General features: G+C 71.3%; 26 protein-coding genes. 9 read left to right on the forward strand and 17 right to left on the reverse strand.

Going from position 1 to position 25,897, the window contains the following annotated elements; all coding sequences use genetic code 11:
• The 4 genes from ACFYXA_RS16270 to ACFYXA_RS16285 all read right to left on the reverse strand — a co-directional run bounded on the left by ACFYXA_RS16270 (nt 1) and on the right by ACFYXA_RS16285 (nt 4,761).
• Nucleotides 1-1,014: an SCO2522 family protein gene (locus ACFYXA_RS16270; protein ID WP_207228654.1), complete on the reverse strand. Its 1,014-nt coding sequence runs from the start codon at nt 1,012-1,014 to the stop codon at nt 1-3.
• A complete protein-coding gene (locus ACFYXA_RS16275; RefSeq protein WP_130436859.1) occupies nt 1,011-1,931 on the reverse strand; it encodes an SCO2523 family variant P-loop protein in 921 nt (306 codons plus the stop codon). The genes ACFYXA_RS16270 and ACFYXA_RS16275 overlap by 4 nt, the downstream gene beginning before the upstream one ends.
• A 3-nt stretch (nt 1,932-1,934) precedes the next feature.
• Nucleotides 1,935-3,797, reverse strand: coding sequence for an SCO2524 family protein (locus tag ACFYXA_RS16280; protein ID WP_352245058.1), 1,863 nt, complete (start codon nt 3,795-3,797; stop codon nt 1,935-1,937).
• 187 nt (nt 3,798-3,984) lie between these two features.
• Nucleotides 3,985-4,761 (reverse strand): SCO2525 family SAM-dependent methyltransferase, encoded by a 777-nt coding sequence (locus tag ACFYXA_RS16285; protein WP_389033059.1) that lies wholly within the window; start codon nt 4,759-4,761, stop codon nt 3,985-3,987.
• A 209-nt stretch (nt 4,762-4,970) separates the two neighbouring features.
• Here ACFYXA_RS16285 and ACFYXA_RS16290 point away from each other — a divergent pair, with 209 nt between their 5' ends.
• Nucleotides 4,971-5,432, forward strand: a complete 462-nt coding sequence (locus tag ACFYXA_RS16290) for a GNAT family N-acetyltransferase (RefSeq protein WP_352245060.1) — start codon at nt 4,971-4,973, stop codon at nt 5,430-5,432.
• Nucleotides 5,433-5,505: 73 nt separating this feature from the next.
• On the opposite strand, the gene ACFYXA_RS16295 is transcribed toward ACFYXA_RS16290, so the two are convergent.
• On the reverse strand, nt 5,506-6,003 hold the full coding sequence (locus ACFYXA_RS16295) for a protein phosphatase (protein WP_389033064.1): 498 nt from the start codon (nt 6,001-6,003) through the stop codon (nt 5,506-5,508).
• A gap of 80 nt (nt 6,004-6,083) precedes the next feature.
• Between ACFYXA_RS16295 and ACFYXA_RS16300 the strand changes: the two genes are divergently transcribed.
• Together ACFYXA_RS16300 and ACFYXA_RS16305 are read left to right on the forward strand one after the other, a co-directional pair.
• A complete protein-coding gene (locus tag ACFYXA_RS16300) occupies nt 6,084-6,617 on the forward strand; it encodes a SigE family RNA polymerase sigma factor (protein WP_389033067.1) in 534 nt (177 codons plus the stop codon).
• Nucleotides 6,618-6,775: 158 nt separating this feature from the next.
• Complete coding sequence (locus tag ACFYXA_RS16305) at nt 6,776-7,633, forward strand: hypothetical protein (RefSeq protein WP_389033070.1); 858 nt, start codon at nt 6,776-6,778, stop codon at nt 7,631-7,633.
• Nucleotides 7,634-7,641: 8 nt separating this feature from the next.
• On the opposite strand, the gene ACFYXA_RS16310 is transcribed toward ACFYXA_RS16305, so the two are convergent.
• The gene (locus ACFYXA_RS16310) at nt 7,642-8,337 is read right to left on the reverse strand and encodes a TerB family tellurite resistance protein (protein WP_352245064.1); all 696 of its coding nucleotides are present in this window, start codon (nt 8,335-8,337) and stop codon (nt 7,642-7,644) included.
• 187 nt (nt 8,338-8,524) lie between these two features.
• Nucleotides 8,525-10,246, reverse strand: a complete 1,722-nt coding sequence (leuA, locus tag ACFYXA_RS16315; RefSeq protein WP_389033073.1) for a 2-isopropylmalate synthase — start codon at nt 10,244-10,246, stop codon at nt 8,525-8,527.
• A gap of 332 nt (nt 10,247-10,578) precedes the next feature.
• Between leuA and ACFYXA_RS16320 the strand changes: the two genes are divergently transcribed.
• From ACFYXA_RS16320 to ACFYXA_RS16335, 4 genes are all read left to right on the forward strand, one after another.
• Nucleotides 10,579-11,649, forward strand: a complete 1,071-nt coding sequence (locus ACFYXA_RS16320; RefSeq protein WP_389033076.1) for a M4 family metallopeptidase — start codon at nt 10,579-10,581, stop codon at nt 11,647-11,649.
• A gap of 41 nt (nt 11,650-11,690) precedes the next feature.
• Entirely contained in the window at nt 11,691-11,957 is a 267-nt protein-coding gene (locus tag ACFYXA_RS16325; protein ID WP_130436849.1) for a protealysin inhibitor emfourin, read from the forward strand.
• Between the two features lie 75 nt (nt 11,958-12,032).
• On the forward strand, nt 12,033-13,367 hold the full coding sequence (locus ACFYXA_RS16330; RefSeq protein WP_389033080.1) for a GH1 family beta-glucosidase: 1,335 nt from the start codon (nt 12,033-12,035) through the stop codon (nt 13,365-13,367).
• Entirely contained in the window at nt 13,364-14,623 is a 1,260-nt protein-coding gene (locus ACFYXA_RS16335) for an MFS transporter (protein ID WP_389033083.1), read from the forward strand. Before ACFYXA_RS16330 ends, ACFYXA_RS16335 begins: the two co-directional genes overlap by 4 nt.
• 196 nt (nt 14,624-14,819) lie before the next feature.
• On the opposite strand, the gene era is transcribed toward ACFYXA_RS16335, so the two are convergent.
• Nucleotides 14,820-15,773 (reverse strand): GTPase Era, encoded by a 954-nt coding sequence (era, locus tag ACFYXA_RS16340; RefSeq protein ID WP_165430289.1) that lies wholly within the window; start codon nt 15,771-15,773, stop codon nt 14,820-14,822.
• Between the two features lie 154 nt (nt 15,774-15,927).
• On the opposite strand from era, the gene ACFYXA_RS16345 reads away from it, so the two are divergent.
• Nucleotides 15,928-17,238, forward strand: coding sequence for an ammonium transporter (locus ACFYXA_RS16345; RefSeq protein ID WP_389033431.1), 1,311 nt, complete (start codon nt 15,928-15,930; stop codon nt 17,236-17,238).
• The gene (locus ACFYXA_RS16350) at nt 17,235-17,573 is read left to right on the forward strand and encodes a P-II family nitrogen regulator (RefSeq protein ID WP_389033087.1); all 339 of its coding nucleotides are present in this window, start codon (nt 17,235-17,237) and stop codon (nt 17,571-17,573) included. The genes ACFYXA_RS16345 and ACFYXA_RS16350 overlap by 4 nt, the downstream gene beginning before the upstream one ends.
• Here the strand turns inward: ACFYXA_RS16350 and ACFYXA_RS16355 are convergent.
• The 9 genes from ACFYXA_RS16355 to ACFYXA_RS16395 all read right to left on the reverse strand — a co-directional run bounded on the left by ACFYXA_RS16355 (nt 17,570) and on the right by ACFYXA_RS16395 (nt 25,896).
• On the reverse strand, nt 17,570-18,619 hold the full coding sequence (locus ACFYXA_RS16355) for a WxL protein peptidoglycan domain-containing protein (RefSeq protein WP_389033090.1): 1,050 nt from the start codon (nt 18,617-18,619) through the stop codon (nt 17,570-17,572). The two genes, ACFYXA_RS16350 and ACFYXA_RS16355, sit on opposite strands and share 4 nt — an antisense overlap.
• Before the next feature lie 91 nt (nt 18,620-18,710).
• A complete protein-coding gene (locus tag ACFYXA_RS16360; protein ID WP_352245070.1) occupies nt 18,711-20,036 on the reverse strand; it encodes a beta-xylosidase in 1,326 nt (441 codons plus the stop codon).
• Nucleotides 20,037-20,208: 172 nt separating this feature from the next.
• The gene (locus ACFYXA_RS16365) at nt 20,209-20,685 is read right to left on the reverse strand and encodes a hypothetical protein (RefSeq protein WP_351091131.1); all 477 of its coding nucleotides are present in this window, start codon (nt 20,683-20,685) and stop codon (nt 20,209-20,211) included.
• Nucleotides 20,686-20,942: 257 nt separating this feature from the next.
• Nucleotides 20,943-21,296 carry a cytidine deaminase gene (locus ACFYXA_RS16370; RefSeq protein ID WP_351335194.1) on the reverse strand — a complete coding sequence of 118 codons (354 nt, stop codon included), beginning with the start codon at nt 21,294-21,296 and terminating at the stop codon, nt 20,943-20,945.
• Nucleotides 21,297-21,333: 37 nt separating this feature from the next.
• Nucleotides 21,334-21,693 carry an MmcQ/YjbR family DNA-binding protein gene (locus tag ACFYXA_RS16375; protein WP_389033095.1) on the reverse strand — a complete coding sequence of 120 codons (360 nt, stop codon included), beginning with the start codon at nt 21,691-21,693 and terminating at the stop codon, nt 21,334-21,336.
• A 43-nt stretch (nt 21,694-21,736) separates the two neighbouring features.
• On the reverse strand, nt 21,737-23,032 hold the full coding sequence (locus ACFYXA_RS16380) for a hemolysin family protein (RefSeq protein ID WP_352245073.1): 1,296 nt from the start codon (nt 23,030-23,032) through the stop codon (nt 21,737-21,739).
• Nucleotides 23,029-23,526 carry an rRNA maturation RNase YbeY gene (gene ybeY / locus ACFYXA_RS16385; protein ID WP_351091123.1) on the reverse strand — a complete coding sequence of 166 codons (498 nt, stop codon included), beginning with the start codon at nt 23,524-23,526 and terminating at the stop codon, nt 23,029-23,031. Before ybeY ends, ACFYXA_RS16380 begins: the two co-directional genes overlap by 4 nt.
• Nucleotides 23,527-23,539: 13 nt before the next feature.
• On the reverse strand, nt 23,540-24,598 hold the full coding sequence (locus ACFYXA_RS16390) for a PhoH family protein (protein ID WP_352245074.1): 1,059 nt from the start codon (nt 24,596-24,598) through the stop codon (nt 23,540-23,542).
• Nucleotides 24,599-24,747: 149 nt separating this feature from the next.
• Nucleotides 24,748-25,896: a PfkB family carbohydrate kinase gene (locus ACFYXA_RS16395; RefSeq protein ID WP_352245075.1), complete on the reverse strand. Its 1,149-nt coding sequence runs from the start codon at nt 25,894-25,896 to the stop codon at nt 24,748-24,750.
• Between the last annotated feature and the right edge of the window lies 1 nt (nt 25,897).

Below are 25,897 nucleotides of genomic sequence, written 5' to 3' on the forward strand. Positions count from 1 at the left end.
TCACAGCCCCGGCGGGAACACGTAGGAGGTGCGGTCCACGACCCCGGCGGGCACGGTGACGCCCTCGCCCGCGGAGCGTTCGGCGACCTGGCGCAGCGCCTCCTCCTCCACGTGGACCTGGTCCAGGACGACGCGGACGGCGTGCTCCACGGGCAGGAACCGGGCCGGGAGGATGCTGCACGTGGCGTACGCGGTGAAGGGCGGCGCGAGCGGGTTGAGGCGGACGACGGGCGGCAGCGCGTCCCAGTCGGCCGGGAACGCCTTGTCGTCCCAGACGGCGGGGGTCAGCACGGCCTGGCCGTTGTCGCGCAGCAGCCCGAGCCGGACGAGCTGCCAGACCGAGGCGAGGAAGGCGCAGGACCAGGTGCGCTCGTCCTCGGGCCCGCTCCACAGTTCGACGTCCATGAAGACGGAGTGGCCGCGCGCGCCGGTCTCGCTCGGCGGCTCCCAGACCGCGCCGGTGGCGTCCAGGGCGGCGGAGGTGCGCCGGGAGGGGGCGCGGCGGCCGTTGGTGAGCCAGCCGGTGCGGCTGACGGGCGGGCGGAAGCCGTTGCTGCCGGGCGGGGGCGACTCCACGAGCCGGTGCAGGACGGCCTCGGCGAGGACGGCGCGGTCGCGGCGGCCGGACCCTCCGGCCGGGCCGGGGCCGGCGAGGGCGGGGCCGGCGCAGCCCGACTCGCGGGCCAGGTAGTCGATGGTGAGGCCGGACTCGGCCGCCGCTTCGAGCAGCGGCGGGACGAGTTCGGCGGGGGTGGAGAGCCGGCTGAAGTAGTCGTCGATGAGGAAGCAGGTGCTGATCCTCGGTCGTCGGCCGGCCGGCAGCGGGCCGACGCCGGCCCTGGCGGCGTCGACCCAGGGCCGTACGGCGGCGAAGTGGCGGCGCAGCCGGTCGGGGCCTTCGACGAAGTCCTCCATGTACAAGTGCCCTAATTCCAGGGAGAGATGGGAGTAGGGCACGGATTCTGTGCGCGGCTGCGCGCTGGTCTCCCGGAACACCGTTCCCGGCCCGCTCACAGCTGCCCCCAGTAGGTGTCGTCGGTCAGGCGTTGTGCGAGTTCGCCCATCTTCTGCCAGGTCTCGACATTGGCGATCCGGCGGTCGTGGACGTCCTCGTCGGTGATGAGGCGTTCCTGCCACTGGAGGACGGGTTCCAGCGGAATGGACGACAGCACCCGCGTCTTGCCGATGCCGCGGCCGGCCGCGATTTCCTCCAGTTGTGTGTCGCACTGCCGCATCCACGCGTACTGGGCGGGTGAGACCTGCGACCAGAGCGGCGACTCGAGATTGGGGACGGCGGCCCGTACGAAACGGATCGCGGCGTTGAGCGCGTCCGAGTCGTGGCCCATGGCGCAACCGGCCTCGACTATGCCCTGTTTCCCGTACACGAGTTCGGCGGCCGCCATCACGTGCTGGCGGGTCCAGCGGTGATAGACGAGCCATCGCGTTTTCAGTCGTCCGAGTCCGCCGCGGGGCGAGGTGGCGAGCAGGGCGAGGTCCATCGCATAACTGCGTCCGGCGCTCAAGTCGACGATGATGACGTCGAATTCGCGTTTCAGTCGCAGGACGAGGTCCACGCACCGGTGCAGGTTCTCGGCGTCGGTGACGAATTCACCGCCGGAGCGGTCGCCGGGCAGCAGCACCAGCCGTCCGGAGCCGCCGGGCCGGCTGAGCAGGACGGGGTGTTCGGTGCGGGCCCACACGTCGACCCGCAGCGGCTCGCCGACCTCGCCCTTGAGGTAGGAGTGCAGACCCCGCCCCTCGGCCTCCCCGAGCACGTCGGGCAGGTCGAAGACGGCGGCCGCGGTGGGCGACCCGAAGTCGAAGTCGAGGTAGCAGACGTCGTCCCCGTCGAGCGCGCGATGGTAGGCGAGGTTGGCGCTGGTGACGGAACGGCCCGTGCCCCCCTTGTCGGAGGCGGCGAAGACGAGCACCCGTCACCTCCCCTGCGGGTCGGCGTCGCCGCGGGCCCGGGCGAGGGTGTCGAGCCGGGTCAGGACGCCGAGGGCGAGTGCGTAGGCGGTGCCGGGCTGGTCGCCGACGAGTCGCCGGGCGCGGCGCAGGTCCGCCTCGATGGCCTTGATCTCTTCTCCCTGGGGGCTCTTGAGGGCGGGGGCGGCCTGCTCCATCTGCTCCCGGCCGAACAGGTGGGCCGCCTCGCTGATCAACGCCTTGGACAGCTCGGTGAGTTCGGCGCTGCGGACCGGTTTCTGGTCGTAGAGGCCGTGTGCGGCGACCATGCACTCGGTGATGCGCTCCATGATGTTCCAGGACAACGGGCCCTGGCGCACCGGCGATTCGGGGTAGACGGCGTGCACGTTGTCCCACAGGCCGACGCCGTGGCCCTCGCTGAGCCGGCGCTGCCAGAGGTGGTCGAGGATGCTCTCGGCCAGTTGCAGCAGACGGTCCTGGGAGCTGATGTTCCGTGACAGCGAGCAGAGTTGGATGGTCCGCTTGAGCAGCTGCGCGGAGAAGTCCGTCATCGTCCACTTCATGGGCGGACCCAGGGCGTCGCTGCCCAGCAGGGGCAGGGTGACGCCGGGGTTGTGCAGGCCGATCGCGGGGTCGTCGCGGGTCATGCCGCTGGTGATCCGGCCGCGTTCGGCGAGGCGTTCCATGACGGCGACGGTGCGGGTGAGGTCGTCGTCGGTGGCGCGGCGGCGGACGAGGTCGTGGACGAGGATGGAGGCCACGGAGAGGGAGAAGTACTCCGACTCCAGCTGCTGGAGCGTGGTGCGCCAGGGGATCTCCTCCAGCGGCCAGGTGCCGTCGCCGAAGCGGGCCACCGCCGACCAGTACTGCTGGGTGATCTCCCAGCGCAGCCGGAGCGCGTCGGCGAGTTTCTGCTGTTCGGGGTTGAGCAGACCGAGGACGAGGGTGCGCTCGGAGAACAGGTCGGGGATGCCGTCGAGGGCGACGACGGTGAAGTACAGGTAGGGCACGGCGTGGGCCACGCCCTCGGGCTGCTTGCCGATGGCGACGGCGGTGTCGGGCTCCACCTCGACGTCGGGGGCGCCCTGCACCAGGCTCCAGGCCCAGCCGCACTCGAACATGCGGTTCTCGTTGCGCAGTTCGTCGGTGACGTCGGCGTCGAGACCGAGGATGAGGCTCTCGCTGATGACGGCGCGTAACTGCTTGAAGCGTTCCTGGAAGCGCTGCAGGACCTGCCGCTGGGAGAGCCGGCCCTGGCCGAGCAGCCGGGTCAGGGCCTGTCCCTGGTCGCCGTTGACGTCGACGACGTTGACGGTGAAGGAGCGCAGCAGGCTCACCATGGCGGCGGTCAGCCGGGCGCTGGTGGCCTCCCAGAGCCGCTCGATCTGGGCGAGGGTGCTCGCCCGCTGGGTCTTGCCCCGGTAGACCTTGAGGAAGCCGAGCGTGGCGAGGCAGAGGGTGACCGACATGGAGTAGGCGTCGACCACGCCCACGTCCCGCTGCTCCTGGGTGAGTTGCTGCTCGGGGTCCTCGGGTGAGAAGTAGTAGCCGCCGGCGAAGGTGGGCCGGCCCTCGCCGCGGTGCTGCTCCATGAAGTGGGTGAGGACCTTGACGAGGTTCCCGGGAATCGCGGTGGAGTCGCCCGCGTTCCGCAGGGCCCTTTCCACGTCCCGTTGGGTGGTGTCGGGGTCGTCGAGACGGAACGCGCTGATTTCGGTGGCGGGGTACATCAGGCAGAGCAGTCGCTCCGCGTCGGCGACGCTGCTGCGGCCGCCCCATTCGCCCCAGTCCCATTCACCGTTGTCGAATGAATGGCGGCCGATGGCCTGCCACACCTCGAGCAGGTTCTGTCTCGGTTTGATCTGCATGCCCATTCCCCTCGCACAGGCCCGTCACCATGCCGTCACCGCGTCCCGCCTCGATGCCGTCTTTCGCGGCGGGTGTTCGTTCCGGCGTCATCCCCGCGTCATGCTGACGTCGTTCCGGCGGCTTTTCGTCTGCTTTCCGTCTGCTTTCGGTCTGCTTTTCAGCATCCCGGAAGAAACGGATCGGAAGTCAGCCCTTCCGCCGTCCGCAGGCGAGGATCATTCCCGTGTATCCGTCGCGCACGAGTTCCTGCGGATTGGCGGTGCGGTGAATCGTCACCTCGTCCGCGTATTCACCGAGCTGAGTGCTCACCTCGGCCACGTCGACGTCCAGGGCCGGGAATTCCTGGGAGCCCACCTGATATCCCTCGGAATGCTCCATGAAAGCGGCGGCAAAGGGCGCGCCGGGATTCAACACGTGCATGAAGCAGCCGACACCGCGGCGGAACTCGTCGAGGTCGGTGGTGATGGATTCGGCCACGAAGAACATCGTGCCCAGGTCCCAGCGGCGGTCGCTGCCGCACAGGTCGAAGAGGCTGCCCGACTCGGGGGCCCGGACGGCTTCGGCGAGGTACTTGCCGTAGTCGTCGCCCAGCTCGGCATATGCCTCGCCCTTGCGCAGGACCTCCCAGAACTGGTCCCAGTGCGCGTCGTAGCTCTGGAGTTGACGGCGGAGGTAGTCGAGGTTGCTCTCGGACCGCTCCAGCAGGGTGATCCGGTCGCACCAGGGGAGCATCGCGAGGGCGGGGTAGAGATTGGGACCCGCGCCCACGTCGATACCGGAATGCACCCGTCCTGCCCGACCCCGGAAATGATCACTGAAGTGGTCCCGCACACGGGAGAGGATCTCCTCGTCCACGGCCTGGATGCCCAGGTAATTGTGCTTGATGTACTCATCGGGATCGAAGGCGTCCCATGGGACATCAGCATTCAGTTTTTGATCGGCGGCGGGTGGTCCCAAGTCCATTGGTTCAGCCTAGCAGCAGACGGAGGTCTTGAAGGCGAGGATGCACCGGGAGATGATGGACGATCAGATGGATATCGCATTAGAGCAGCCGCGCGCGTCATTCGCATAGACCGGTCCAAGTCCATCCTTCACAAGGGGACGGTATGACTCCTCTTCCCGGAGTTCCCGGAGATCGTTTTCCGTCGGTCGCCGGTTCGACCGTGAGCCAGGTGTCCGGAGAAAGGCGCTTACGGATCAGACCGGCCGGCGAGGAGGATCTCGGCCCGATCGTCCGTCTCGACGCGGAGGCCTTCCCGGCCGACCCCTACCCCTACTTCGTGCTCAGGCAGTTCCTCGCCTGCTTCCCGGACTTCGTGTTCGTGGTGGACGACGGCGGAGACCTGGTCGGGTACGTGCTGTCGACGCCGCCGAACGCGGCGCACAGCTGGATCCTCAGCCTCGGCATCACCCCCGGCCTGCGCGGCAAGGGACTCGGGCGTCAGCTCATGACGAGGATCCTGAGCCATCTGCGCGGGGAGGGCGTCCACACCGTCTCCCTCTCCGTCGAACCGGGCAACGACACCGCCGTGGCGCTCTACCGCTCCCTGGGCTTCCTCCCCGACCCCGGCGGCCCCCGCGCCGACTACTTCGGCCCCGGCGCACACCGGCTGCTGATGACGCTCAACATGTGAGGCGCTCTCCGCGGCTCGGACCGTCTGTGAGGCGTTCTCCGCGGCTCAGCCTCCGTGAGACCTTCTCCGCGGCTCAGACCGTGGCCGCGAACCGTCGTACGAACCGTCGCTGCCAGGGGGTCTCGACGGCGTGCCGGTCGTAGTGGCGGCGTACGAAGCCGACCGCTTCGGCGGCCGGCACGCCGTCCAGGACGGCCAGGCAGGCCAGGGCCGTCCCGGTGCGGCCGCGGCCGCCGCCGCAGGCGACCTCCACCCGCTCCCCCTCCGCGCGCCACCACGCCTCGGTGAGCGCCGTCCGCGCGTCCGCCCGGTCCGAGGGCAGCCGGAAGTCGGGCCACCGGACCCACCGTGCCTCCCAGGGAAACTCCGGGGGCGGCGCCCCGAGCAGGTACAGCCCGTACGCGGGGACGGGCTCCGCCGGGTCCGGATCCCGCCGCAGTCCCCGCCCCCGCACCAGCCGCCCGGACGGCAGCACCAGCACCCCCGGCGCCTGCGGCGACCAGGTCCACGCGGCCCAACCGGCGTCATCGCCCACGGCTTTCCCGGCGTTCCTCTCGGCGTCTCGCTCCATGCACCCATTCGAACGGGTCCCGAACTCACGGGCAACCGATTCCGTCCCCATGGTGGTCTGGGGGGCGAGGAGGGTGCTTGATGCAGGCCGAACTTGAGGCCCAGTTCCAGGATTTCGTCAGGGCACGGTGGTCACGGCTCGTGAGGACCGCGTACCTGCTCACGGGCGACGTCCACCACGCGGAGGACCTGACGCAGACCGCGCTGGCGAAGGCGTACCGGTCGTGGCGGCGCATAGCGCGCAGCGACAACCCGGAGGCCTACGTCCGGCGGATGCTGGTCAGCTGCAACAGCGACCGCTTCCGCAAGCGGCGGGTCAAGGAGGCGCTGACCGCGGCCCCGCCGGAGCGGGCGGGCCGGGACGACGAGTCCGTCGGCCGGGTGGACGAACGCGGCTCCCTGCTCGCCGGGCTGGCACAACTGCCCGCGAAACAGCGGGCGGTGGTGGTCCTGCGGTACTGGGAGGACCTGTCGGAGGCGGAGGTGGCCGAGGTGCTCGGCTGCTCGCCCGGCACGGTCAAGAGCCAGGCCTCCAAGGGGCTGGCGAAGTTGCGGCTGTATCCGGGGCTGATGCGGGAGGACCGCACGGTGTCCCAACGGGGAGGCGGAAGGTGAACGACGAAGCGCACGGCGCGCACGGGCCACGGAAAGCGCACCAAGCACACGAGACACACGGGGCACACGGGGCACACGACGGGGCGGAGGCCCGCGATGCCCGGGATGCCCAAGATGCCTACGACGAACGGCACTTCGAGGAACTGGTGAGGGAACTGATGACGGACGACGCGTACACCATCCACCCTTCCCCCGCGCCCTACCCGGCGATCCGGCGGCGGGGCGTGGCGGAGCGGCGGCGACGGGTGGCGGCGGTCGGCGCGGCGCTGGCGGCGATCGTGACGGTGCCGGCGGCGGCCTACGCCGTGGCCGGGGGGAACGGGGGAGGGGGCACTGACACGGCGACGCCGATGTCGTCGGCCAGCGCCCCGCAGAGCGCGTCGGCGGCGGCCTCGGCCTCCGGCCCCGCGCGGCCCGCCACGGACGGGCAGTTGCTCGACGGGATCACCTTCGACGAGGCGACGAAGGCGCTGCAGGAGTGCCTGACCGCGGAGCACGTGGCACGCGTCGTCGGCAAGGACGCGGGCAAGGCGGAGAACTACCGGATCATCCTGGCGGCGAAGAGCACCGGCGACTCCAACTCCCCCGGCGACGGCGTCCACGTCGTCGGCGTGGCGCAGCGGCCGGCGGGCTTCCGGGTGATCTGCGACGTGAAGGACGGCGTGTCCGCCGGCATCAGCACCAGCACGCAGGACGGCCTGACGTCGGCCGCGCGCCCGGTCGTGCCGGACGACAACGCGGGCGGCCTGTACCGGCAGTCGCTGATCGACAAGGGTCAGTGGAAACTCCCGTACCGCTGGGCCTCGATCGGCACGGTCGACCCGTCCGTGGCCAAGGTGACCGTGTCCTACGGCGACAGCGACGCCACGGCGGCCCTGGACCACGGCTGGTTCGTCGCCGCCGGCATCCTGAACCAGCAGGTCACCAGGGCCCCGCACATCAAGGGCTTCGACGCCGCCGGCAAGCAGGTCTACGACTCGGACACGGACAAGACCTACGACAAGACCCTGCCCTAGGGGAGTACTCACGACGGGGTGCGGGCCGCTGCCAGGAGGCGGGTGACGTCGGTCGTGCAGATGGTCAGGGCTGTTCCGACCGTGGTGAGGACCTCGCGTTCGGCCGGGGTGTACGGGCCGTCGGCGAGGGCGATGCGGGCGCCCTGGAGGAAGACGGATTCGCGGCCGGCGGGGGCGAGGTGCGGGGCGAGCGGGGCGAGGGCCTCGTGGAGTTCGGCGGCGAGGCCGGGGGCGCAGGACTCCCCGTGGGGGCGGCCGGTGCCGGTGTCGAGGGCGTCGACGAGGGCGGCGAGCTGTTCCTCGGTGCAGTCGGGGAAGCCGGCCGTGCGCACCGTCGCGGCGGCCGTCTCCAGGGAGGCGCGGGCGCACGCGCCGCCCGCGCAGAGCACCGCGAGGGCGACGGTGTGCACGGCGTCGCGGAGCATCGCCGAGAAGCGGACGGTGGTGGGGTGGTCGAGGGCGTCGGTGCCGTAGTGGCGCCGGCAGGCCGCGCACTCGACGACGGGCGCGCTCGCGCCGCGCGGGAGGACGGGCACGCCGAGCAGGGTGAGGCGGCGATGGCCGGTCAGGCGCTGGTAGTTGCGGTCGCCTCCGCAGCCGGGGCAGAAGAACTCGCCGTCCCCGACGGGCGTCCACGCGGTGCGGGTGCCCAGGATGCGGGCAAGCCCGCCTGCACGGCCGTCTCGTCCCCGTCCTGGCAGCACGTCGCACCTCCGTCACCGCACGGCATCATCGCCGTACGTCTGCGTGATGTTAGCCACATCCGGCAGCCTGAGTCAGCACCCAGGACGAGACCTCTCCGTGACCTTCACGCTCGGGTGGCCGAGATGCGCCGGGGCCCCGGCCGTCGCTCGCGGCGGCCGGGGCCCCGGGACATCCGGGTGACGCGGGTCAGCGGGTGGCGCGGTTGACGGCGGAGACGACCGCCTTCAGCGACGCGCGCGTCGTGTTGGCGTCGATGCCGATGCCCCACAGGACCTTGTCGTCGATCGCGCACTCGATGTACGAGGCGGCCTGCGCGGAGGCGCCCTCGCTCATCGTGTGCTCCTGGTAGTCGAGCAGGCGTACGTCGATGCCGATGGACTGCAGGGCGTCGAAGAAGGCCGAGATCGGACCGTTGCCGGTGCCGGTGAGGACGGTGTCCTCGCCGTCGACGGTGGCTTCGACGGTCAGGGTGTCCACGCCGTCGGTGTCGGTGCTCGACTGGCCGTTGCGGACCTGGATGCGGCCCCACGGGTTCTGCGGGTTGGGCAGGTACTCGTCCTGGAAGACGCTCCAGATGGCGCCGCCGGTGACCTCGCCGCCCTCGGCGTCGGTCTTCGCCTGGATGATCTTCGAGAACTCGATCTGCATCCGGCGCGGCAGGTCCAGCTTGTGGTCGTTCTTCAGGACGTAGGCGACACCGCCCTTGCCGGACTGCGAGTTGACGCGGATGACGGCCTCGTAGGAGCGGCCGACGTCCTTGGGGTCGATCGGCAGGTACGGGACGGCCCACTCGATGTCGTCGACGGTGACGCCCTTGGCGGCCGCGTCGGCCTCCATCGCGTCGAAGCCCTTCTTGATGGCGTCCTGGTGGGAGCCGGAGAAGGACGTGTAGACCAGGTCGCCCACGTACGGGTGGCGCGGGTGGACCTCCATCTGGTTGCAGTACTCCCACGTACGACGGATCTCGTCGATGTCGGAGAAGTCGATCTGCGGGTCGACGCCCTGGGAGAACAGGTTCATGCCCAGGGTGACCAGGTCGACGTTGCCGGTGCGCTCGCCCTGCCCGAAGAGGCAGCCCTCGACGCGGTCGGCGCCGGCCATCAGCGCCAGCTCGGCCGCGGCGACGGCGGTGCCGCGGTCGTTGTGCGGGTGGACCGACAGGCAGACGTACTCGCGGCGGGAGAGGTTGCGGCCCATCCACTCGAAGCGGTCCGCGTGCGTGGACGGCGTCGAACGCTCCACGGTGGCGGGCAGGTTGAGGATGATCTCGCGGCCCGGGCCGGGCTGCCAGACGTCCATGACCGCCTCGCAGACCTCCAGGGCGAAGTCCAGCTCGGTGTCGGTGAAGATCTCCGGCGAGTACTGGTAGCCGAATTCGGTTTCCGGGCCCAGCAGTTTCTCGGCGTACTCCATCACCAGGCGGGTGCCGTCGACGGCGATCTGCTTGATGTCGTCCTTGGAGCCGCGGAAGACCACGCGGCGGAAGACGGGGGCCGTGGCGTTGTACAGGTGCACGGTGGCGCGCTTGGCGCCCTTGAGGGACTCAACGGTCCGCTCGATCAGGTCCTCGCGGGCCTGGGTCAGTACGGAGATCGTGACGTCGTCCGGGATCGCGCCCTCTTCCTCGATGATCGAGCGCACGAAGTCGAAGTCGGTCTGGCCGGAGGCGGGGAAGCCGACCTCGATCTCCTTGTAGCCCATCTTGACCAGCTGGTCGAACATCCGGCGCTTGCGCTCGGGCGACATCGGGTCGATCAGGGCCTGGTTGCCGTCACGCAGGTCGGTGGAGAGCCAGCGGGGGGCGGAGGTGACGCGCTGCTGCGGCCAGCTGCGGTCGGGGAGGTCGACCTGCTCGTACTGACCGTACTTGTGGATCGGCATCTGGCTGGGCTGCTGGCGGTTCGCCATGGTGCGGTGGCTCCTCGGGATGGCCGGAGAAAGTCCGGATCAGGACGGCCGACGACGCAACGCCAAGCTCCGCGGGGAGGGGGTCGGCCTCGACTACAGGCCCTCGCCGCGGCAGCTAAGGAGAAGCAGCCCGAAACGCATAATGCTCCGCACTCTAGCCGAGCGGCGCCGGGCACGCGGGCTTGTCCCAGTATGCGGGACCACAGGGAGGAATCGGGCAAAACGTGCGCCATACCACTCGGGAGCCCGGCCCGGGCCCCTATGTCACCGTATTTCACCAATCATGGTTGCCTCTAGTGACAGTGGCATCACCCAGTGCAAGGGTGCCGGGCATGACGACACACGGGGGCTTCGAGCCCGTCTTCTGCACCGTCGTACCGCCGCACGTCCTCCACCGGCTGGCCCGCAACGACGACCCCGCACTCTCCGGTCCCGCCCGCCGCACCCTGGTGCGCGACAGCGAACTGCGCGCCGCGCGCAGCGTGACCACCGAGTTCCGCCTCGCGGCGGCCCCGTCGGCGAAGGCTCCGTCCGACCGTCCGCTGCGGACCGTCTACGACGCCGGGCACGGCACCGACCTGCCCGGCGCCAAGGTCCGCGGCGAGGGGGAGGACCCCGGCCGCGACGCCACGGTCAACCGCGCCTACTCCGGCCTCGGCTCCACCTTCGAGCTCTTCCTGAAGGCCTACGGCCGTCACTCCATCGACGGCGACGGCCTGCCCCTGGACGCCACCGTCCACTACGACCGGGACTACAACAACGCCTTCTGGAACGGCGAGCAGATGGTGTTCGGCGACGGCGACGGCGAGATCTTCGTCGACTTCACCAACTCCGTCGACGTCATCGGCCACGAGCTGGCCCACGGCGTCACCCAGTACACGGCGAACCTCACCTACTACGGCCAGCCGGGCGCCCTCAACGAGTCGATGTCCGACGTGTTCGGCTCGCTCATCAAGCAGTACACGCTCCGCCAGACCGCCGCCGAGGCCGACTGGCTGATCGGCGCCGGACTCCTCGCCCCGAGCGTGACCGGCCAGGCCCTGCGCTCCATGAAGGCCCCGGGAACGGCGTACGACGACGACGTCCTCGGCAAGGACCCGCAGCCCGCGACGATGGACGACTACGTCCGCACCGGCCGCGACAACGGCGGCGTCCACATCAACTCCGGCATCCCCAACCACGCATTCTACCTCGCCGCGACCGCCCTCGGCGGCTTCGCCTGGGAGAAGGCGGGCCAGATCTGGTACGACGTCCTCACCGGCGGCGAGCTGCGCGAGGGGGCCTTCTTCACCGACTTCGCCGGGCTGACCGTGAAGGCCGCCCGCGAGCGCTTCGGCGACGGCGGCGAGGAACTCCTGGCCGTGGAGAAGGCGTGGGAGCGGGTCGGGGTGCGAATCCTGTGACACGCGCAGCGGACCGGACCCGTTCGTACTAGACAGGACCCATGCGGATTCAGGTGACGCGCACGGGCGGTTTCGCGGGCATCGAGCGGCACGCCGAGGTGGACACCTCGGGGCGGCCCGACGCCGACGAGTGGCACGCCCTGGCCGAGAAGGCGACGGCCGCCGGCCGGGACGTGCCCCCGGCCGGGGTGCCGGACGGCTTCGCCTACGAGATCACGGTGGACGGCCGGACCGTGTACGCGGCGGACCCCCGGCTCACGGAGGAGCAGCGCAGGCTGATCACGCGGGTGCTGAAGGAAGGGGCGTGAGAAGCGGGGCGCAGGGAGAAGGTGCGTAACTGGACGTTCCCGTCCGGCCGTTGACTTCGGTTACCCCTGGTACGGATGATCCGGCGCATGGCTACCGATCAGCGCGACGCGACGCACCCGATCCCCCGGTTCCCCGACGGCTTCCTGTGGGGAGTCTCCACCTCCGCCCACCAGATCGAGGGGGCGGCCGACCGGCGCGAGCCGTCCGTGTGGGACTCCTTCACCGCCGAGCCGGGCCGGGTCAAGGACGGCTCGACGGCGGCGGTGGCCTGCGACCACTACCACCGCTACCCCGAGGACGTGGCCCTGCTGGCCGGCCTCGGCGTGGACGCCTACCGCTTCTCCGTCTCCTGGCCCCGGGTGAACTCCCCCGACGGCCTCGACTTCTACGACCGGCTGGTGGACGAGCTGTGCGCGGCGGGCGTCCGCCCCGTGCCCACCCTCTTCCACTGGGACCTCCCGGTGGACCTGGACTGGCTGGAGCGGGACACGGCGTACCGCTTCGCCGACCACGTCAGCGCCGTCGCCGCCCGCCTCGGCGACCGCGTGGGCAAGTGGATCACCCTCAACGAGCCCGCCGAGCACACCCTGCTGGGCCACGCGCTCGGCACCCACGCCCCCGGCAGACAGCTCCTCTTCGACGCCCTGCCGGTCGCCCACCACCAACTCCTCGGCCACGGGCTGGCGGTACGGGCGCTGCGCGCGGCCGGCGCGACGGACGTCGGCATCGCCAACTCCCACGGCCCGACCTGGCCGGCCTCCCAGGAGCCCGCCGACGTGGAGGCGGCCGCCTTCTACGACCTCCTGCTCAACCGGCTGTTCGCCGAGCCGGTCCTGCTGGGCGAATACCCTGAAGGCATGGGCGAGTTGATGCCCGGCGACGTGCAGTCCGACCTGAAGGTCATCGCCGAGCCGCTCGACTTCTACGGCGTCAACTACTACGCCCCCACCAGGGTCGGCGCGCCGCAGGGCACGGAGATCGAGTTCGGCGGGGTGCGCATGCCCGCCGAACTCCCCTTCTCCGTGCAGGAGATCGAGGGCGTCCCGGTGACGGACTTCGGCTGGCCGGTGGTCCCCGAGGGACTGACCGAGCTGCTCACCACGTTCAAGGACCGCTACGGCGACCGCCTCCCCCCGGTCGTCATCACCGAGAACGGGTGCAGCTACCCCGGCGTCGACGACCAGGACCGCATCGCCTACCTGGACGGCCATCTGCGGGCCCTGCACCGGGCGGTGGAGGCGGGCGTCGACGTCCGCGGCTACTTCGTCTGGTCGCTGATGGACAACTTCGAGTGGGCGGAGGGCTACCAGCGCCGCTTCGGCCTGGTCCACGTCGACTTCGAGACGCTGGCCCGGACCCCGAAGGCGTCCTACGCCTGGCTGCGGGACGTGCTGCGGGCGCAGAGATGACGGCGGCTCCCCCCGCGGCCGGCCCGGCCCTGGGCGAGCCGGTGGACCGGGTCGGCCGGGGCTGGACGGCTGCGCTGTCCCTCGCCAACGGGGCGATCTGGGCGGGCTGGTACGGCCCGCTGCAGATCCTGCTGGCCTCGCAGGCGGAGGAGTTCGCACCCGGCTCCGGCATGTCGAAGGAGACGATGCTGGCGTGGGTGACGGGCGTCGGCGCGGTCGTCTCCCTCGTCGCGAACCCGCTCTTCGGCGCCCTGTCGGACCGCACCACCTCCCGCCACGGCCGCCGCACGCCGTGGATCGTGGCCGGCGCGGCGGGCGGGGCCCTGTCTCTGCTGGCGCTGGCCGCCGCGGACGGCGTGTGGACGATGGCGCTCGGCTGGTGCCTGGCGCAGCTGACCCTGAACGCGGCCTTCGCGGCGGTGACGGCGGCGGTCCCCGACCGGGTGCCCCGCCTCCAGCGCGGCTCGGTGGGCGGCTGGCTGGGCGCGGCGCAGGTCCTGGGCGTGGTCGGCGGCACGGGGCTGGCAATGGCCGCCGGGGGCGTGGGGGCGGGCTACGTGGCCTGCGCGGTGTTCAGCCTCGTCGGGGTGCTGCCGTACGTGTGGAAGTACGCGGATCTGCGGCTGCCGGCGGCGGACCGTCCCGCCTGGTCCTGGCGGGGCTTCCTGGCGGGCTTCTGGCTGAGCCCGCGCCGCCACCCCGACCTGGGCTGGGCCTGGCTGACGCGCTTCCTGATGAACCTCAGCAACGCGCTGGTGCTGCTGTACCTGCTGTACTACCTGCGCGACCGCCTCCATCACGCCGATCCCGACGAGGGCGTGCTGATCCTGACGGCCGTGAACGGGGTGACGCTGCTCGCCACGGTCGTCGTCGGGGGCGTCTGGTCGGACCGGGTGGGCCGGCGCAAGCCGTTCGTGCTCTGGTCCGGCGTGCTGATGGCGGTGGCGACGGGGGCGCTGGCGGTGTGGCAGACCTGGCCGGGGGCGATCGTCGCGGCGGCGGTGCTGGGCGTCGGCTTCGGCGTGTTCACCTCCGTCGACTTCGCCCTGATGACGGACGTCCTGCCGAAGGCGCTGGACCGCGGCAAGGACCTCGGCGTCATCAACGTCGCCAACGCCCTCCCCCAGGTGACGGCCCCGGCCCTCGCCGCCCCGATCGTCACCCACCTGGGCGGCTATCCGGCCCTCTACGCCATCGCGGCGGCGATCGGCCTCGCGGGCGCGCTACTGGTGGTCCGGATCAAGGGGGTGGACTGAACCGGTACCGGTGAGCGGCGCGGGCCCCGGCGTCAGAAGCCCAGCTTGCGCAGCTGCTTGGGGTCGCGCTGCCAGTCCTTGGCGACCTTGACGTGCAGGTCCAGGCTGCATCGACATGCGGCTACCGCCGCGCGGCGGGCGCACGACCCCAAGGCGCACACCCTCCGGACGGCGACCACCACAGCCCCGCCCAGCCTCAGAAGCCCAGCTTGCGCAGCTGCTTGGGGTCGCGCTGCCAGTCCTTGGCGACCTTGACGTGCAGGTCGAGGAAGACCGGCGTTCCGAGCAGCGCCTCGATCTGCTTGCGGGACTTGATGCCCACGTCCTTCAGGCGGCGTCCCTTCGGGCCGATGATGATGCCCTTCTGGCTGGGCCGCTCGATGTAGATGTTCGCGTGGATGTCGAGGAGCGGCCGGTCGGCGGGCCGGTCCTCGCGCGGCAGCATCTCCTCGACGACGACGGCGATGGAGTGCGGGAGCTCGTCCCGCACGCCCTCCAGCGCGGCCTCGCGGATCAGCTCCGCCACCATCACCTGCTCAGGCTCGTCGGTGAGGTCGCCCTCCGGGTACAGCGGCGGGCTCTCCGGCAGCATCGGCACGAGCAGGTCCGCCAGCAGCTCGACCTGCTGGTCCCCGACCGCCGAGACCGGCACGATCTGTGCCCACTCGATGCCCAGCTCCTTGCCCAGCTGGTCGATCGCGATCAGCTGCTCGGCGAGCGTCTTGGAGTCGACGAGGTCCGTCTTCGTCACGACGGCGACCTTCGGCGTCCGCTTGATCCCGGCCAGCTCCTTGGCGATGAACCGGTCGCCGGGACCCAGCTTCTCGTTCGCCGGGAGGCAGAACCCGATCACGTCCACCTCGGCCCACGTCGTGCGTACGACGTCGTTCAGCCGCTCCCCCAGCAGCGTGCGCGGCTTGTGCAGCCCAGGGGTGTCGACCAGGATCAGCTGGGCCTCGGGGCGGTGCACGATGCCCCGGACCGTGTGCCGCGTGGTCTGCGGACGGTTGGAGGTGATCGCCACCTTCTTCCCGACCAGAGCGTTCGTGAGGGTGGACTTGCCGGCGTTGGGGCGGCCCACGAAGCAGGCGAAACCGGCCCGGTGCGCGGCCTCGGCCGACTGTTCGGATGACTGGGTGCGAACGCTCATGGCGACCATTGTCCCTGATCCACGCGGCCCCGCCGACACGTGAGCTTCCCGAAACCCGCACGCAACGAAACGTCACGGAAACACACCCGTACGCAACCGGTAACGCGCTGCAGTGACCCTCTGACGAGCCCCCACACCGTTGGAGACGACCGTGATCCTTGCCGCCGCCGCGCAGGTGGACACCGGCGACACCGCCTGGCTGCTCGCCGCCACCGCACTGGTCCTGCTGATGACCCCGGGCCTGGCCCTCTTCTACGGCGGCATGGTCCGCACGAAGAGCGTCCTGAACATGCTGATGATGAGCTTCGTGTCCATCGCCCTGGTCACGGTGGTGTGGTTGGCGGCGGGCTACTCCCTCGCCTTCGGCGACGACGCCGGCGGCGGCCTGGTCGGCGTCCTCGACCACGCCGGGATGTCCGGCGTCGGCCCCGAGAGCGTCCACGGCACGGTCCCCACCGTCCTGTTCGCCACCTTCCAGCTCACCTTCGCGATCATCACGGCGGCCCTGGTGAGCGGCGCGATCGCGGACCGCGCGAAGTTCGCGGCGTGGCTGGTCTTCGTCCCCCTCTGGGCGCTCCTCGTATACGTTCCCGTCGCCCACTGGGTGTGGGGGCCCGGCGGCTGGATCCTGGACGGGCTCGGCGCGCTCGACTTCGCGGGCGGACTCCCCGTCGAGATCACCTCCGGCGCGTCCGGTCTGGCGCTCTGCCTGGTCCTCGGCCCGCGTCTGGGCTTCAAGAAGGACGCGATGCGTCCGCACAACCTGCCCATGGTCGTGCTGGGCGCCGGACTGCTGTGGTTCGGCTGGTTCGGCTTCAACGCGGGCTCCGCGCTCGGCGCGAACGGCCTCGCGGCCGCCGTCTTCCTCAACACCCTCGCCGCCGGCTGCACCGGCCTGCTCGGCTGGCTCTTCGTCGAGCAGAAGCGCGACGGCCACCCCACCACCCTGGGCGCGGCCTCCGGCGCGGTGGCCGGCCTGGTGGCGATCACCCCGTCCTGCGGCTCGGTCTCCCTGCTCGGCGCGCTGGTCGTCGGCCTCGCCGCCGGCGTCGTCTGCTCGTACGCGGTGAGCTGGAAGTTCAAGCTGAACTACGACGACTCACTCGACGTCGTCGGCGTCCACCTGGTCGGCGGTGTCATCGGCACCCTCCTGATCGGCGTGTTCGCCGTCGAGTCGATGACCGGCGGCCCCGAGGGCCTCGTGCACGGCGGCGGCCTCGCCCTGCTGGGCAAGCAGCTGGTGGCCGTCGTCGCCGTCGGGGCGTACGCCTTCCTCGTGACGTACGGCATCGGCAAGCTGCTGGACCGCACGATCGGCTTCCGCGCGGACGAGGAGCACGAGCAGACCGGCCTGGACCTTACGGTGCACGCCGAGAGCGCATACGATCACGGCGTCCTGGGCCATGGCGCCCCGGTCAGCTCCTCCTCCCTCTCCTCCGTCCAGAAGGCCACCCCCCAGGCATGAAGCTCATCACCGCGATCGTCAAGCCGTACCGCCTCGACGAGGTCAAGAACGCCCTGCAGGAGCTCGGCGTGCACGGCCTCACGGTCACCGAGGCCAGCGGCTACGGCCGGCAGCGCGGCCACACCGAGGTGTACCGCGGCGCCGAGTACCAGGTCGACCTGGTGCCCAAGGTCCGTATCGAGGTCGTCGTCGAGGACGCGGTGGCGGACGACGCCATCGACGCGATCGTGCGCGCCGCGCAGACCGGGAAGATCGGGGACGGGAAGGTCTGGGCTCTGCCGGTCGAGACGGTCGTGCGGGTGCGGACGGGCGAGCGGGGACCGGACGCCCTTTAGGTCGCTGTAGGGGCTTTCGTCCGCGGGTCCGCTTCGGCCGGCCGCGCCCCGCGGCGGAGCCGCATGATGTCGACGCGCCGCGCCCCTTGAGGGTGTCGCGCCCGCCGTTTCCTGAGCAGCAGCACAAGTCCTGCGCCGATGGCCGCGCCCAGCACCAGCGCCGCCAGCCACGGCACGGCGAAGAAGCCCGCGCTCGCCGACTCCCTCGTCTCCCTGGCGCTCGCCGTCAAGGTCACCTTCCCCCAGTCGAGTTGGGGCGCTCCGTGCCAGGGCTCCGAGAGGTGGACGCGCTGGCCCGGGAGGAGTTCCGAGGGGATCCTCGTCAGGTCGCGGGAGAGCAGGGTGCGGCCGAACAGGCCCCGGGCCCGCAGTTCGACCTTCGGGTTCAGGGTGACGTTGCCGGTGTTGCGCAGCGTGTAGGAGACCGTCGCCTCGCTGTCGCCGAAGCCGGGGACCAGCGGCCGGCTCTGTTCGACGCGGACGTCCTCGACGGTGAGCGCGGGCAGGGTGGGGCCGCCGACCTGGAGGTAGACACGGGCGCCGACGGCGCGCCGCACGCCGAGCGCGACCCCCGCCCCGCCCTTCTCGACCCGCTCGTCGAGGGCGACGATCGCCCCGGGGTGGTCGCCGGGCTCGGCGTCCTCGGGGACGCGGATCGTGAACGGCACGGTGGCCGTGCCGCGTCCGGGCACGGTGACCCGGTCCTTCGCGGGCTTCGCCCACGCCCCCACGCCCCGCATCCGCTCCCCCGCCGTCCGCACGGCGAAACCGCCGTCGCGCTCGGTGTTGTAGGCGTCGGCGGCGTAGAGGCGGAAGGTGAGCGGCGTGTCCGTCTTGTTGGTGACGACGACCGTGTCCTCGATCGTCTGGCCGGGGTCTGCGGAGACGTAGAAGTAGGGCCGTTCGGCGACGGTCGTCGAGAGGGGGTTGACCGACCAGCTGCCGTTGTCGGCGGCCCGGGCGGTCGGCGCGAGCGGGCCGAGCAGGCCCAGCGGCAGGGGCAGCAGCGTGAGGAACGTCAGGAGGAGGGCGTACGGCTTGCGCATGGGTGCGGACCCCCGCGGGCGTCGGACACGGCGGGGTGGTCGGGCGGGTGCGGACCTGTGAGGAGGACGCCCGGCCACCGGTGGACGTGGGTCAGGTGAGCGTGAGGGTCAGGACGCCGGCGTACGTGCCCGGAGGCGTGAACGCCGGTACGTCGAGGGAGAGTCGGGCGGAGGCGGTGAACTCGCCGCCGGTGAGCGTGCCGTTCGGTGTGGACGCCAGAGTCGCCCCCGTGCCGCCCACCGCTCCGACCGAGCCGGCCTGACAGGTGCTGGGGCTGCCCGCCTTGGTGCCGCACTCGGGCGTCCAGCTCAGCTTTCCCGCGCCGATCTTGCCGCCCGGTCCGCTGAAGTCGGTGACCTTGCCGGTCAGCGACCAGCCGGCCGGCCCGCCGCGGAAGTCCTTGACGGTCACCGCGTTGAGGTTGCCGGTCGAGGCGCCGCCGGTGCCGAAGTCGACCGCCGACAGTTGCACGGCGTCCCCGGCCTGGGACATCGACAGGGTGCCCGCCTTGACGGTGGTCGTCAGCTTCTGGCTGCCGGGGGGTACGGGCGTGTCGTCGATGACGACGTACGCGACGGGCCCGGCGCCCCGCTCCGCGCTCCACGCGCCGCCCTCGTACGCGACCACGCCGGTGGTGGTGCGGTCGTTGACGACGAGCGAGCCGGAGACGGCGCCCTGCGCGTTCGCGGTGACGGTCGCCTTGTCCGCGGTCTGGGCGGCCCCGGACCGTCCGGCCAGGGTGACGCTCGCGCCCGGGGTGAAGCCGCCGCCGGTGACGGTGACCGCGGCGCCCGGCGTACCGGAGGCCGAACCGAGCTGGATGGAGCGGGTGTTGGCCGGCGGGTTGTCCGTCGCGGTGACCGTCTCGGACACCGGGGCGGGCGGGTTCTTCACCGTGCAGGGGGTGTCGAGTTCGAGGATGTAGCTGGTGTGGATGTTGTAGTCGCCGGGCGAGAGGGTGATCGCGCCGGGCGAGGTGACGGTGAACGTGCCGGTCATGGAGAACGAGGGGAAGGCGCCCTTGCCGGGCACCGGGTCGTTCTTCTTCGGGCCGGTGACGGTCACGCTGCCGCTCTGCGCGCCGCCGAGGGTGATCTTGCCGGTCGGGGTCATGATGTCGGCCGGCAGGGCGAGGTCGGTGGGGTTGCTGGCGGCGGGCTTGACCACCGTGTAGGTCACGGTCACGGTGTCGCCGACCTTGGCGGACGTCTTGTCCGCCGTGATCCTCCCGGTGGTGGTGCCGTCGATGTCCGGGATGCCCGCGATGGGCGGCGGGACGCAGTGCGTGGGGAACTCCACGTCGGTGGCGGCGCCGGCCGGGCACGCCAGCGCCCCGCTCGCGGTGACCGCGAGGGTGGTCGCCCCGAGCAGCGACGCCCAGCGCCGTCTCAGGGATCTTCGGGGTGTCGAACCCATGGTGCCCCCTCCTCAAGGGTGCGGGCGCAGCGGCTCTTTCTGCGCCGACAGGGGGCATTGAGGTGCGGATCGCGACAGAAGTCAATGGATGCGGAGAGATCGACTGATGGACCGTCAGCTTCCTGCGGACGCGGGGAAACCGACGGCCCGTGGCGCCTCTTCGCACCGGTTCTCAGTCGAACACGAACGGTCCCGGCGACTGCGGCCCGGTCCCCGTACAGGTGACGGTGATCCCGAAGACGACCATCTTCAGGGAGCCCCGGTAGAAGTCCAGGCTGTCACCGGAGGCCACGGTCCCGTTCAGCGGGCCGACCTCGATCGGGGCGCCCGTCGGCATGGCCGGGTTCACCGTGCCGGTGAAGACCCTGGCCGAACCGGTCGAGTTCGCCATCGTGAGGGTGGAGTTGATGCTGTTGGCGCCGATCGGGATCGGAGCGGTGATCGCGGTCGACTTCAGGGTGAGGGTGGCCGCGGTGCCGCTCTGGGTGGCCGTGAGGGTGGCGGCTCCGCCGCCGAACAGACCGCAGTTCGCGGTGACGCTCGCCGTCGTCGGGGCGACGGCGAGTGCGGTGGGCGCGAAGGCCAGCCCGGTGACCGCGAGGGCCCCGGCCAGCAGTGCCGCACCTGATCCGATTCGCTTGCCTCTCATGGGGTTCCGGCTCCTTCCCGGATGTGGGGAGACGGACGGCCGGAGCGGGACGGGTGGGTGCGGGCACCTTGTCCCGGTGGGGGGTAAATCTGACGGTCCGTCGGAAACTATGCCCATTGACCCGCGGGAGAGGGAGGACGGCAAGAGCAAATTCCGGACGACACGATCCAGCCGCCCGGCCACGTAGGACGCGGGGCCCCCGCGGCGGCCGGCCGGGGTGCTCAGCAGGCGCGGGGGCCCTTCGCGGCCCCGGTGTCTCAGCCCGCGGTGACGGTCAGCCGGACGGTCCCGTCGGGGCCTGCCACCAGCACCGGCGTGCCCGCGCCGCCCAGATCGGCGACGGCGGCCCGGTCCGCCTCGGCGACGGACTCGGCGTCGGTGACCACGGCCGCCGCCTCCAGCGACTTCGCCCCGGACGCCACCGCCATCGCCACCGCCGTCCGCAGCGCGCTCAGCTCCAGCGACGGCAGCGCCACCGTCCCCGCCACGTACGTACGCCCCGTCTCGTCCCGTACGGCCGCCCCCTCGGGCACCCCGTTGCGGGCCCGGGCCGAACGGGCCAGGGTGACGATCTTGCGGTCCTCGGCGTCGAGCGCGGTGCTGTCGGTCATGCCCCGAGCATACGGAGGGAGCCGCCCCCGCGAACTCTCAGGGGCGGTCCAGGCGCAGCCGCTCCGCGCGCGGCAGCCCCGCCACGACCAGGTCGTACGAGTCCTCGATCAGCTCCCGGACGAGCTGCCCGGGCAGTGCGCCGTCCACCGTCACCGTGTTCCAGTGCCGCTTGTTCATGTGGTAGCCGGGGGCGATCAGGTCCGGGTGGTCGGCGCGCAGACGGACCGCGTCCTCCGGGTCGCACTTGAGGTTGACCTTCAGGGGCCGCGCGTCGATCCAGCTGAGGGCGAACATCTTGCCGAGCACCTTGAAGACGGAGATCTCCGGCCGGAAGGGGAAGTCCTCCGTCGTCGCCTCGAAGGACAGACAGAAGGCGCGCAACTCCTCGGGCGTCATGCGGACGTCTCCTCCTCGGGCGTCACTCGGGCTCCCCCGGCCGTCACTCGGCCGTCTCCTCCTCCGGCTTGTCCACCGGCTCCGCCAGCACCGTGACGATCTTGTTCCGGCGTCCGGCCGCCGCCTCCGCCGTCAGCCGCAGAAGCCGGCCGTCGGGCAGGTCGACGACCGCGGAGGCCCCGGCGATCGGCACCCGGCCCAGCGCCTTGGCGAGCAGACCGCCGACGGTCTCCACGTCCTCGTCGTCGTACTCCTCCAGGCCGTACAGCTCGCCCAGGTCGGTGATGTCGAGACGGGCGGTCACCCGGTGGCGGTCCTCGCCGAGTTCCTCCACCGGCGGCAGCTCACGGTCGTACTCGTCGGTGATCTCGCCGACGATCTCCTCGAGGATGTCCTCGATGGTGACGATGCCGGCGGTGCCGCCGTACTCGTCGATGACGACGGCGACGTGGTTGCGCTGCTGCTGCATCTCCCGCAGCAGATCGCCGGCGTTCTTGGTGTCGGGCACGAACGCGGCGGGCCGCATCGCCGTCGACACCAGGTCGGACTCGGCGTCCCGGCTGATGTGCGTCTTGCGGACGAGGTCCTTCAGGTACACGATCCCGACGATGTCGTCCTCGCTCTCCCCGGTGACGGGGATCCGCGAGAACCCGGAGCGCAGCGCCAGCGTGAGGGCCTGCCGGATGGTCTTGTAGCGCTCGATGACGACGAGGTCGGTGCGCGGCACCATGACCTCCCGCACGAGGGTGTCGCCCAGCTCGAAGACGGAGTGCACCATGCGGCGCTCCTCGTCCTCGATCAGCGACTCCGCCTCGGCGAGGTCCACCATCGCCCGCAGCTCCGCCTCGGAGGCGAACGGGCCGCGGCGGAAGCCCTTGCCGGGGGTGAGCGCGTTGCCGATGAGGATCAGCAGCGACGGGACCGGGCCCATGATCCGCGCCAGCGGCAGCAGCACGTACGCGGCGGCCGTCGCCGTGTTCAGCGGGTGCTGGCGGCCGATGGTGCGCGGGGAGACCCCGACGGCGACGTACGACACGAGCACCATCACGCCGATCGCGGCGAGCAGCGCCCCGGCCGTGCCGTCGATCGTGTTCAGACAGGCGTAGGTGACCAGCGCGGCGGCGGCCATCTCGCAGGCCACGCGGACCAGCAGCGCCACGTTGAGGTAGCGGGTGGGGTCGGCGGCGATCTGCGCCAGCTTGGCGCTGCCGCGCCGCCCGCTCCGTACGGCCTCCTCGGCGCGGAAGCTGGAGACGCGCGCGATGCCCGCCTCCGCGCAGGCGGCGAGCCACGCCACGACCACCAGGGCGACCGCGCCGGCGACGAGCGTCGGGCTCATGAGACGGTCGGCGCCGGCGACGGGCCGGTCAGGCCCTTCTCGGCCCGCCAGCCGTCCACGATGGCCGCCTGGAGGCCGAACATCTCGGCCTTCTCGTCGGCCTCCTCGTGGTCGTAGCCCAGCAGGTGCAGCACGCCGTGGACGGTGAGCAGCTGGAGCTCCTCGTCCATGGAGTGCTGCGTCGGCGCTTCCTTGCCCTGCTTCTCGGCGACCTCGGGGCACAGCACGATGTCGCCGAGCAGCCCCTGCGGCGGCTCGTCGTCGTCCTTCGACGGCGGCCGCAGCTCGTCCATCGGGAAGGACATGACGTCCGTCGGCCCGGGCAGGTCCATCCACTGGATGTGGAGCTGCTCCATGGCGTCCGCGTCCACGACGATCACCGACAGCTCGGAGAGCGGGTGGATGCGCATCCGTGCGAGCGCGTAGCGGGCGATGTCGAGGATCGCCTGCTCGTCGACCTCGGTTCCGGACTCGTTGTTGACGTCGATCGACATGGTGCTGGCTTGTCTACTTCCGCTTGTTGCGGCCGCCCTTGTGGGTGCCGTTCTCCGTGCCGTGGTGGCTGTCGTACTTCTCGTACGCGTCGACGATACGGCCCACCAGCTTGTGCCGTACGACGTCCTGGGACGACAGCCGCGAGAAGTGGACGTCCTGGACGCCCTCCAGGATCTCCTGCACCTGCCGCAGGCCCGACTTGGTGCCGGAGGGCAGGTCCACCTGCGTCACGTCACCCGTGATCACGATCTTCGAGTCGAAGCCGAGCCGGGTGAGGAACATCTTCATCTGCTCGGGGGAGGTGTTCTGGGCCTCGTCGAGGATGATGAAGGCGTCGTTCAGGGTCCGGCCCCTCATGTACGCCAGCGGCGCGACCTCGATCGTCCCCGCCGCCATCAGCCGGGGGATCGAGTCCGGGTCCAGCATGTCGTGCAGGGCGTCGTACAGCGGGCGCAGGTAGGGGTCGATCTTCTCGTAGAGGGTGCCGGGGAGGAAGCCGAGGCGTTCGCCGGCCTCCACCGCGGGGCGGGTCAGGATGATGCGGTTGACCTGCTTGGACTGCAGGGCCTGGACCGCCTTCGCCATCGCCAGGTACGTCTTTCCGGTACCGGCGGGGCCGATGCCGAAGACGACGGTGTGCTTGTCGATCGCGTCGACGTAGCGCTTCTGGTTCAGGGTCTTGGGGCGGATGGTGCGGCCGCGCGAGGACAGGATGTTCTGCGTCAGTACCTCGGCCGGGGTCTCCTGGCCGTCGCTCGTCCCGTTCTCGCTCGCCCGCAGCATGGCGATCGAGCGTTCCACTGCGTCCTCCGTCATCGGCTGCCCGGTGCGGAGCACCAGCATCATCTCGTCGAACAGGCGCTGGATGAGGGCGACCTCGTGCGGGTCGCCGGTAGCGCTGATCTCATTGCCCCGGACGTGGATGTCGGCCGCCGGGAAGGCCGTCTCGATCACGCGCAGGAGGGAGTCTCCGGATCCCAGCACGGTCACCATGGGGTGCTGGGCGGGAACGGTGAACTGTGCTCTCGCCTTGCCCTGCGCGGGCGTCTGAGCTGTGGGTGTCTCAGTCATAGGCCGGCCCGAAGGCCTCTACGTCCTCCCGGATACGTCTCGCCTGCCACAAGGGCGGCCTGGCGTGTTCCAGGGTACGCCAGGGGGCTGACAACACCGCAGGGGTTTTCGAACAGTCGCGTCGGGAGCGGCGGGGGCGCGGCTCCCGTTCAGGCCGAGCGGCGGAAGCCGATCGTGGGGACGGCGCGGCGGCGCGGCCACGGGGTGGTCTCCCGGCCCGACGGGAGGAGGCCGTCGAGGAACTCGTAGCGGCGCAGCGCCTCGGGGTCCTGGCCGTCGACGGACTGGACCTTGCGCCACCAGGCGGCGATCTCGGACCAGCCGGGGGCGGAGAGCGATCCGCCGAACTCCTGGACGGAGAGGGCGGCGGTCAGTCCGGCGAAGGCGAGCCGGTCGGCGAGCGGCCAGCCGGCGAGGGCGCCGGTGACGAAGCCGGCCACGAAGACGTCCCCAGCGCCGGTGGGGTCGAGGGCCTCCACGGCGATGGCGGGGACCTCGGCGGTCTCGCCGGTGCGCCGGTCGACGGCGTACGCGCCGTCGGAGCCGAGGGTGACGACGGCGAGCGGGACGTGCTCGGTGAGGGCGTGGGCGGCGGCGCGGGGGCAGGAGGTGCTGGTGTAGCGCATGGCCTCCTCGGCGTTCGGCAGGAACGCCTCGCAGTGCTTCAGGTCGGTGAGGCCGGCCAGGTCCCAGGCGCCGGTGTCGTCCCAGCCGACGTCGGCGAAGACGCGGGTGCCGAGGCCGGCGGCGCGGGCGATCCAGGGGGCGCCGCGGCCGGGGGTGAGGGAGGCGACGGCGGCGCGGGCGTGCGGCGGGGCGGCGGGGGCGCCGTCCTGGAGGAGGACCTCCTCGGGGGGCGGTTCGTGGCCGTGGGAGACCATGGTGCGTTCGCCCTCGTAGGCCATGGAGACGGTGACCGGGGAGTGCCAGTGGGGGATGGTGCGGGAGGGGGTGAGGTCGATGCCCTCGCCCTGTTCCAGCGCGTCCCAGCAGTACTCGCCGTAGTGGTCGTCGCCGAAGGCGGCGGCCAGGGAGGTGCGCAGGCCGAGACGGGCGAGGGCGGTGGCCATGTTGGCGACGCCGCCGGGGCTGGAGCCCATGCCGCGGGCCCAGGACTCGGTGCCGCGGACGGGCGCGGAGTCGAGGCCGGTGAAGATGATGTCCAGGAAGACGGTGCCGGTGAGGTAGACGTCCCAGGGCGGGTCGGCCGCGCCGCGCAGGCCGGCCAGCGGGTCGACCTGTGCCTCCCGGTGGTGCCGGTGGTGTCCCTCTCCGGTGGACGTGATGGACGCCGTCACT

It is taken from the genome of Streptomyces sp. NPDC002566 (assembly GCF_042889585.1).
Lineage (GTDB): Bacteria > Actinomycetota > Actinomycetes > Streptomycetales > Streptomycetaceae > Streptomyces.